The 8,845-nt window shown below is 39.4% G+C and carries 7 protein-coding genes; 3 read left to right on the plus strand and 4 right to left on the minus strand.

Translation table 11 applies throughout. The features are described 5' to 3' along the window. The 3 genes from CDZ78_RS16165 to CDZ78_RS16175 all read left to right on the plus strand — a co-directional run. The coding region (locus CDZ78_RS16165) for a VapE domain-containing protein (protein WP_211200776.1) at window positions 1-1,159 on the plus strand (1,159 nt) is incomplete at its 5' end. Window positions 1,160-1,395: 236 nt separating this feature from the next. Beyond that, complete coding sequence (locus tag CDZ78_RS16170; RefSeq protein WP_087870917.1) at window positions 1,396-2,223, plus strand: BT4734/BF3469 family protein; 828 nt, start codon at window positions 1,396-1,398, stop codon at window positions 2,221-2,223. Window positions 2,224-2,559: 336 nt separating this feature from the next. After that, complete coding sequence (locus tag CDZ78_RS16175) at window positions 2,560-3,942, plus strand: DUF5906 domain-containing protein (RefSeq protein WP_087870918.1); 1,383 nt, start codon at window positions 2,560-2,562, stop codon at window positions 3,940-3,942. 1,841 nt (window positions 3,943-5,783) lie between these two features. Here CDZ78_RS16175 and CDZ78_RS16180 read toward each other — a convergent pair. From CDZ78_RS16180 to CDZ78_RS16195, 4 genes are all read right to left on the minus strand, one after another. After that, on the minus strand, window positions 5,784-6,359 hold the full coding sequence (locus CDZ78_RS16180) for a hypothetical protein (RefSeq protein ID WP_140414126.1): 576 nt from the start codon (window positions 6,357-6,359) through the stop codon (window positions 5,784-5,786). A 144-nt stretch (window positions 6,360-6,503) separates the two neighbouring features. After that, on the minus strand, window positions 6,504-6,992 hold the full coding sequence (locus tag CDZ78_RS16185) for a hypothetical protein (RefSeq protein WP_140414127.1): 489 nt from the start codon (window positions 6,990-6,992) through the stop codon (window positions 6,504-6,506). Further along, complete coding sequence (locus tag CDZ78_RS16190) at window positions 6,986-7,579, minus strand: hypothetical protein (protein WP_087870921.1); 594 nt, start codon at window positions 7,577-7,579, stop codon at window positions 6,986-6,988. Before CDZ78_RS16190 ends, CDZ78_RS16185 begins: the two co-directional genes overlap by 7 nt. Then, window positions 7,579-8,448, minus strand: a complete 870-nt coding sequence (locus CDZ78_RS16195; RefSeq protein WP_140414129.1) for a TIGR04255 family protein — start codon at window positions 8,446-8,448, stop codon at window positions 7,579-7,581. Before CDZ78_RS16195 ends, CDZ78_RS16190 begins: the two co-directional genes overlap by 1 nt. Window positions 8,449-8,845: the final 397 nt, after the last annotated feature.

Consider the following 8,845-nt stretch of genomic DNA (forward strand, 5'->3'; position numbering starts at 1 on the left):
TCGCGCACTTCGGATTGGCAAATTTCCCTGCGCCTTCTGGAGACTATCATCCCGTCCGGGGCTGACAGCGGGTGGCAATGATATGGAAGGCTTGATAGCGTACTCAAAAAGTGTTTGTAGAGCCTACGAGATCAGCCGGACGATTGTTGACGAGCAGTTGGAATCTATTGTGAAGGGCAATGTTATCAACCCAGTTAGGGATTGGCTTTCAGGCATCGAACGCAGCAAGACAAACAACCCTGTTCATGAGCTGGTTGATAATCTGCCGGTTGAGGATAAAGAATGGGTTAAGGTCGCATTGTACAGGTGGTTAATCCAATGCTGCGCTGCTGCTGATATGTCAAAACATGAAGGCAAGCACCCGAATTCAGTATATAAATACGAAAATGTGCTAGTGCTAGGCGGTGATAATGGGCTTCACAAATCCTCATTTATTAAATACTTGCTCCCTACTGAACTGCATAAATATATAAGAGAATCGGCGCAGTTTGATGCAAAAGACAGTGATTCAATGCTTAATATTTTGAGATGTTGGATACCTGAAATTGTAGACCTAGGCCCTGCATTAAAAGGAAAAGGACTGCCAGCATTAAAAGTATTTTTGGCAAAAGAGGTGGACGAAATAAGGCTAACTTACTCCAGAACTTCTACAATAATGCGTAGGCATGTATCTTGTATGGCATCCGTTGAGGGCGAGTATCCACCCAAGGGCACTAAATGGGACAGAAGATTCCTGCCAGTTATTGCAAAAGATAGTTTGGATTATCCGCGAGTTGCTAATTTTGATTATACAGACCTGTGGGCGTTTATATGGCGCGAGTACACACATGGGGTGCCGTGGTGGCTAACATCAAAAGAAGAGGTTTTACGCACTGAAATACTAGGCCATCCGGACAATAGGTCACTGAAAGATATTGTTTTAGAAGTGTTTGATTTTGAGGATGCCTCTAGCAGTAGAGTAATGAAAATGACCAGCACCGAGATACTCAACGAGCTGCCTGATTGTATCATAACTAACAGGGCGAACCAGATTGCTTTAAAACAGGTATTAAAGGGTCTTGGCGTGCTTCACAAAAGGCGTGATTATTACATGCCGCCCTTGAGCAAAGATGAAAGCTCAAAGATCAATCCATTAGATTCAGAAGTCTTTTATTTTTAACGCAAAGACATTAAAACACTGAGTCCTGCAAAAGCGGGGAAGCCTTACGGACTCAGTGTTTACAAATATTAACGATTTTAAAATATGAAGGAGGAACAAACTAAATTCACAATCAACATACGCACATGATAAAACCAATCTTAAACACATAAATTATATCATAAATATGCGTATTTTTCAATAAAAAAACGTATCTCTTTAGGGATGCATAACATTTTTTAAAAAAATATAGTGATATGAATAAGATACAGAATAAAACCTCGGAAGAGGTCGCAACAACGGATAATCCAAAGCTTGCTAAAAAAACACCTTTAGGCGAACAGTCCTCATGGCTCGACAGTGTCATATCGTGGCAATCGGATGGTAGGGTACAGATAACCCCCTGCACTGTTCTGGAGGCATTGCAAAAAACTACTGATGGTTGCAGAGTTGTAACGCGATATAGAAAGGCTGTGGCTAGTGGTGATGCAAGATGGATGGCACAATATAAGAGTCACTTTGAGTGTTTTTCACCTTTGGGGAAGTTTAGAGGTTCAATTAGCGAAGAGAACTTTATACCTGATAGCTGTACTAACACCTTTGTTGTCAGTATAGATGATTTACCCTACCCAAAAGATGCCGATAAACTCAAAAAAAGGCTTTCCGATCTCCCTTTTGTGCGATTTTGTTATATCTCATATAGCGGGTGGGGATTGGAAATAGGTATACACGTTCCAAATTTTAGAAATGATGCTGATATAAAAAACATTTTCGGGCATGTGGCTAAATATTTTAAAGATAAGCTTGACCTAAAGATAGATAAGTCAAGCAACGCGATCACAAGAGTTAGCTATTTCTCAAGTGATAGCGAGGTATATATCAACAAGGGGGCAATAATGATAGATGTTGATAATTTAACGACTACAGATTATCCAGACCTGTCAGAGGATTTGAAAAACACGAATAATATAATACAGCTAAAAGATCGTATGCAGAGGCTAGAAGAGGGTAGACGTTTAACCAACCAAAAAGCAGAGGTGGCTCGCTTTTTAGAACAAGAAGGATGGGCAAGAGGAGCGCAATAGGAAAAAGAAGAGGAAGAGGAAGAGGCTGAAATTTTAGGTCAGAAAGAAACGAAAAGGGCTAGACGTTTAGCACAAGAAGAGGCGAAAAAAGAGCGCAGGGGGGAAGCGGCTAGCAAAGAGTGCGAAAGGATAGAATACCCTAATGGTAAGATTGCTTACCGTATTGATTGCGCGGATGGCGAAGCGCGAGAATTCGATGGCAAAGGGCGCAAAAAGGCAGATTGGGGTAATGGTATAATTAGCTGGGAGCCTAATCCCGATGAAAAGAAGCAAAAGCCTGCTAGCAGTGGCGACCTGCCTAAGAGTGCTAAGCCTAATCAAGATAGTAAAGGGGCATTGGATGATGAAGGAATTAAGAAGTTAGTTGACGAAATGAACAAGGAGTATGCAGTCGTTTCGCTGGGTGGGAAGACTAGAGTTGCTAAGCTGATGGACAATGGCACGTATAGTTTTCAGACGTTCGCAGATTTCCAAAACTTCTTTTCAAACAAGACTGTTACTGTACTCAATGACAAAAAATATACGAAGGTTAGCAAGGCTGCTATATGGCGCAACAGCCCCGATAGAAAAGAGTACTCACAAGGTATTGAGTTTTATCCCACAATTGGGGGTTCTGATAGAGATAATGACAAGCTTAATGTATGGAGCGGATTCGGATACGAACGAAAGGCTTACAAGATTAATCGAATACAACCGATTCTTGATTACATCAAAGATGTTGTTTGTGGTGGCAATGACGAGTATTACAGCTACGTTATAGGCTGGATTTCAAAAGGTTTTCAGAAACCACATATTCCCGCCGGTACTGCTATTGTCCTAAGAGGGGTGGAGGGTTCAGGCAAAAGCACGCTGGGGCTTATTTTGGCAAACTTGTGGGGCAATAGTGGGATGATTATTGAAGATTCCGATCACTTAACCGGGAAATTCAACAATCAATTAATGAACTGCGCTTTTCTTGCGGGGAATGAGGCGGTTTATCATGGGGATAAAAAAGCACAATCAAAACTTAAATCATTGGTGACAGATACCTCGTTAATGATAGAGGGGAAGGGCGTTGATGCGATTAAGATAAGGAATTGTCTTAAAATCATACTATCAGCAAATGATGATTGGGTCATTCAAACAAGCTCAAGTCAAAGAAGGTTTTTCTGTCTTGAGGTTAAAAATAAGTTTGGGAAAAAAGCGGATAGCCGAGCTTACTACAACAATTTGTATGGAATAATTGGTGATGATGAATCAAGTAGAGATCATGAGGTGTTTTCTATGCTATTGGACTATTTCTTAACCTACGATATAAAGGGGTTTAATCATCAGGACTTCCCGGAGACAGATGAAAGCAGGAATCAACGATTGCATTCGCTAGATTGGATTCCGAAATTCCTTATGGAGGTGTGTGAAAGAGGCTATCTTCTTATGGCTGATTCAATTGAAGCAACCCCCTGGTCGGAAAACATACACATGTCAGTCCTCAAGCAAGCTTTAAATGAATGGGGGAAGGATAATTATAGATCGGGATATGACAAAGTCTCGTATGAAGCTTTAAAAATATATTTTAAGGCTAAACTTGGTCTTGTTGAGAAATCTAGAAAATCAACTACATCATTGATTGAATCCAAGGCTGTAGTCAAGCAGAGTAGAGGGTGGCATATTGGGTCTCCTGAGGAACTGCTTAAAAAGGTCAGGATTGCCGAGAATCTCGATACACCGGAAGACGACTAGCACAATAAAGGTGATGATCTAAAACTCCAACTTAAGAGAGGCTACATAAAGTAGCCTCTCTCCTGAGATGAGTCTGGTAACACTTTCCACTGTAAATTTTGTTACCATGGGAAGCCACGTCACACGTGCCCTAGCGGGTTTTGGTAACAGGTAACAAAAATATTCCAAATTCACACAGAATCTATATATATATTTATCACACCTCTTTTTTTATATATTTTATATACCTAGTTTCTATTATTTTCCAAGAAGTTGAAAAAAGATGTTACTTTGTTACCTAGACCTAAAAAAAAGGCTACAGCCCTTTAAACACGGGGTATTCCAAGGTAACAAAAAAGTAACAAAATGGGAACATTTTTGTTCCCTCTGTTACCAACGAAACTCTTTAAAATTTAAAGATCAAAAGACAAATGAACTCACAACTTGAGTTCTATCTGGAAAGTTTACGGAATAGAATGTAAGTCGGGGAGTCGCTATTTTTGCGAAAGCTTGTTTTGGGCATCCCAGCCCAAGCAAGCAGCAAAAACTTAACGCGACCACTTATGCCTCCGGCGGCCCCGATTCGTCCTCGTCACCTCGTCCCGACCCAACAAGGGGTCGGAACATAGGCTCCAAATGACTTGACGCCGTGTCGGATGGCCTTTTATTTTGTCTCCACCTTCGCTAACGCTCAGACTCCGACAAAACAACGGCCCTACGGCTATCGCGGACTAAAAATCATCACTTCGCTTAGGCTCCGTTTCCCTGATTTTCAGCGAGAGAGACCAGGACCAACAAAGCGATAGCTCCATTATTATCAGGTAAATTTCATGGAGAAGGCTGTAAAAGACAAAGAGAACCTAGCAAGATACTCCAGATTAGTAAAAGTGAGCCAACAAAGCAACAGCTCGATACTTTGAAATTACAGTCAGAAACCCTCATATTTGTCATATAAGGAAAGCTGCATACTTAGGATATGCGCCAGCTAAAGTCTGTTCCTGTAGGGGCTGAGTTCTATTTTTATCAAGTGTCAAAAAAGGTGTTCAGCTTGGGGTGACATAGTAAAATCAATAGCTTGCCAAAGGTGGTCCCGTAGCCCCTGTTAGATTCATGCTGTACTGAGTAACTGCGGATTACCTTCTATGTAGATAATTAGATAAAAACCCTCTTTTTTATTATGCAATGTTCACGCATAGATATAGCATTACTGTACATCCATGCACTCTTAGGCTGTCACTATAAAGGGATGTGGAGCGCGTACAACTCACGCAGGGTTTGAAGCCCAAAAAAGTATTTTTTTGGTAGTATGGGTAAGGGTGGACGGTAAAAAACGCCATTAGAGGGCACTAACGCTCCATATTGCCGAATATGTGGAGTTGCCCAACATCTAATAAACACCAACAGAAAAGTTACTCCCGATCAGGCGCGAGACTCACAAACACGGTAATCAAAAATTCCGTATTGGGCGCGTTTTGTAAGAAACGGCTTGGCTGGTGTGAAAAACAATATCCGGGTAATAAAATTGCACTAGATACGCGCCACCATCCTTCCACGCTTTAGAAAACCTATCATCGTGTTGCGAAGATGACCAATAATACATTACAACTTAGGTAACCGCGCCCTGTGGGCGGGGGTAAAAAAAGCGGTTCTGTCGCAAACGATAAGTATTTGTGTTAAACCGGCTATAAACCTGTTTTTATGCCTCTCATGAAAAAAGCATTATGCAGGAGAAAATATTATCAACTCATCGGGATAATTGAATGGATAAGCCAGGTATGATCTGGTGTTCAGGAAAAAAAATACTTAAAAAATAGCACCATTTTTAGTTGAGCATGCAAACCTACTTTGGGTGAAATTAAATCTTATGATCGTAGGTAATAGGCTATTTTTGGTTTTTGCGACAGAACCGGATCAACAGTCACTAAAATAGGCGTTGTTTTTGAAAAGATTTCATCGCTCGCAAAAACAAGGTATTGAAGCGTCTGCTGCGAATCAATCGTCATAGGCAACAAGCCGCCAATACGCGATAGGGTTTGGCTAATAGATCCGATGGAAGATAAGTCGCATTCCTGCCTTTTCATGACAGTTGAAACATGACCAATGCTACTACAACCCTCTAGGCGAATCGATAGCATCATCTCAATAGACCGCTTTCGCTTTTGGGTTAAAGCCTGAGGATCAGTTGTTTTATCTTTAAAAAGAAACTGACCAAGCTGTTTTAACCTGTCTGCCAACGAATAAACAAAAGTTCGGGAAATACCATAGGCTTTTGAGAGCTCTGTGATTATCCCCCAACTGCCGTTTAATATCGCATTTAATGCAGTATTGGCAATAGTGAGCCGAATGGCTTCTGTCAGGTCCGATCGGCGGGTAAAGAGTCGTTTTTCAAATGTATCATCAAATGATGATTGAGGAGCTGCTGATATCAAGGGTGTCAATAGTTATGTGAGATAAATTGAATTTGTTGAATTCATTTATACCAGATATCACTGCGGATTTATTGATAAGTGTAAACCGAGGAATGAAAGATGCCAATTTAACATACCAAATATTTTTATTGCTATCTTGGGCATGGAATTTCTTCAAGGTGAAATAGAGCTATTAAGAACTAAATAATTCCAAACATCAGTTGCGAGAAACTCTAATAATTCCATATCATCTTGAGGTAACTGCTTAACGGAGACGTGGGATTCGTTTTTGTAAGAAGCTCCATCAGCAAGCAGTTTTGTTGTAGTTGGAAAGCTGACTATTCGCAGTTTAAGCTTTCTTTTTTCTTGACATAGAGTATGAATATCCTCAACTTTTCCAATCGCAAAGTGGCTTTTAGGTTTTACATGATAGTATTTTCTAACCTCTCTAACTACACTTTCTATTTGATCTGTATAAGTACCAGGAAAATACTCTAATAAAGTAGCTGAGAGATATTTTTCTTTCGGTTTTAATTTAAAAGCTTCACCAAGAACACCAAGAACATTGTCATCCATATCTTTACGTAGCTTGTTCCATGGAATGTGGCGAGCAATGTGGTTATCATCAGGAATAGGAGAATTTTTTTTAAGGGTCATTAACAATCAGAAAACCACTGTTTTTGGTTATATGGTGCCAATACTATATTTAACCGAGTTAAATGTGCTTCCCCAGCAGCGCTTTCACGAATATTATCTATAAAATGACTTAACACCCAGCGTACTTTATCATTAGGTAAGCATTCAATTGTTAAACGGGATGATTCTTTTGTCCACGCAGCGATAATATTGCCACTACTTGTAGAACCAAGCCCTGGCCTGCAATCTGGCCTTAAAAGTGTTAGCATTCGTAGTAATGTACTAAATGATTTGTGGGTGACGGGGGCATCATCATCTTCCCAATTATCAATATCCATCAAACTATCTAGTTGTTTAAATAAACCGTTTCGCCAATTATCAGAAAGGTGCATTGCTACTTTTGAAATTTCTATTTTACAATCAGCACGAGAATCATAAAGAGTCTCCTCAAGAGAGGGGTTTTTTCTTTCTTGTGAAGAAAAATCTTCATGAAGAGCATGAGTATTTTCTAGCCATTTTTTTTTAAAATCAACAATTTCTTGTGAATCTTTCCCCCCCCCAATAGAGCTAGAAAACTGAGATGGACTATTGGTTTCAATCATTTGGAGAGACATTAGTAGAAAAGCTCCTTAGTTTTTTGAGTTATGCATTTATCGAATATATCATTTTTAATGCTACGTGCCTCATTTATTGCTTCCCATAAACCTTCATCGCTAAGAGGAATGTCTTTAGTTCTAAATACATCAACATCTAAAAGTAACGACAAATTATTGACTAACGGCGACTGAATGCCTTTAGAAGTTATATTTACTGACCATAAGCTGTCTATAGGCTGTGTAATCTGCATTAAATATGCAACCATAGGTAAGTCACTTAATATAGGGACTTGGGGATTAAAGGTAAGGTATTCTTCAATATCAATTTTTTTTTCATCTTGAAGTGGAATATCAATTCTATTGATGTATCTTACGCCAATCCTACTAATGGGGTGTGAACTAGAGACCCTCTTCCATATTTTCCATGCTTCAACAAAATTCTTGTGGATAGCTTCCCAGCCTTGATAAGGAGCCAATTGAGAAACCGCCAATGAATTGGATGAAACTATTGCTATATTAATTTGGTCATCAGAAACCAAATGATAAGCCTCAGGCCGTGAGTTAACATTTAACTGGTCGCCACCTTCTGGCTGAGACGTTATATTTATAGATAGGTTATTAACAGTTGATTTATTAGGGTCAATGGATTGCAACTTTTTAACAATTTTGTTTACATTTTCTTCTTTCAATGTGTGATTAACCCTTACCTCAATAACTGCCTCAGTAATTGGGGGGCGCAGGTAATTAGTGGTTGTCGAATTAGTCAATGAGTTAGCCTTAAAAAATAATGTACAGCTAAATAGCTTTATACCCAAGCTACTTGAAGGTGCAGGAATTACCCCGGCCGTCATTCCCGAGGGTTTTATCGGGAATCCATGTGCATTCAATAGATCCCTGCTAAAAGCATGCAGGGATGACGAGATAAAATAACCTGCATCTTGATTTCGTTTGGGTATATATGATAATTATAAGTTATTAATAATTATTTTTCCCATTTTTCACTTCAACACCTTCTTTTTACTAGCTTACGTTTTTATAACGAATTTGGCCATAACTGGAATTTGTACTGATTTTTTCGAGGTTAAACAAACAAGTGTATTATTAACTCCGTCATAATCACCAATAATCTTCTTCAAATTGCCATGATTCTACGTAAATAGAGTTAATAAACGCTGTAAAAAAACTAAAGGGCTGAAATTGTTAATAAATCCCCTGTTAAAGAATGGCTTTAAAGATCAGGGTACGGACTACGGCAGATTTTAGAGGTAATATTTAGTTTCCATT

The organism is Bathymodiolus platifrons methanotrophic gill symbiont (genome assembly GCF_002189065.1).
Lineage (GTDB): Bacteria > Pseudomonadota > Gammaproteobacteria > Methylococcales > Methylomonadaceae > Methyloprofundus.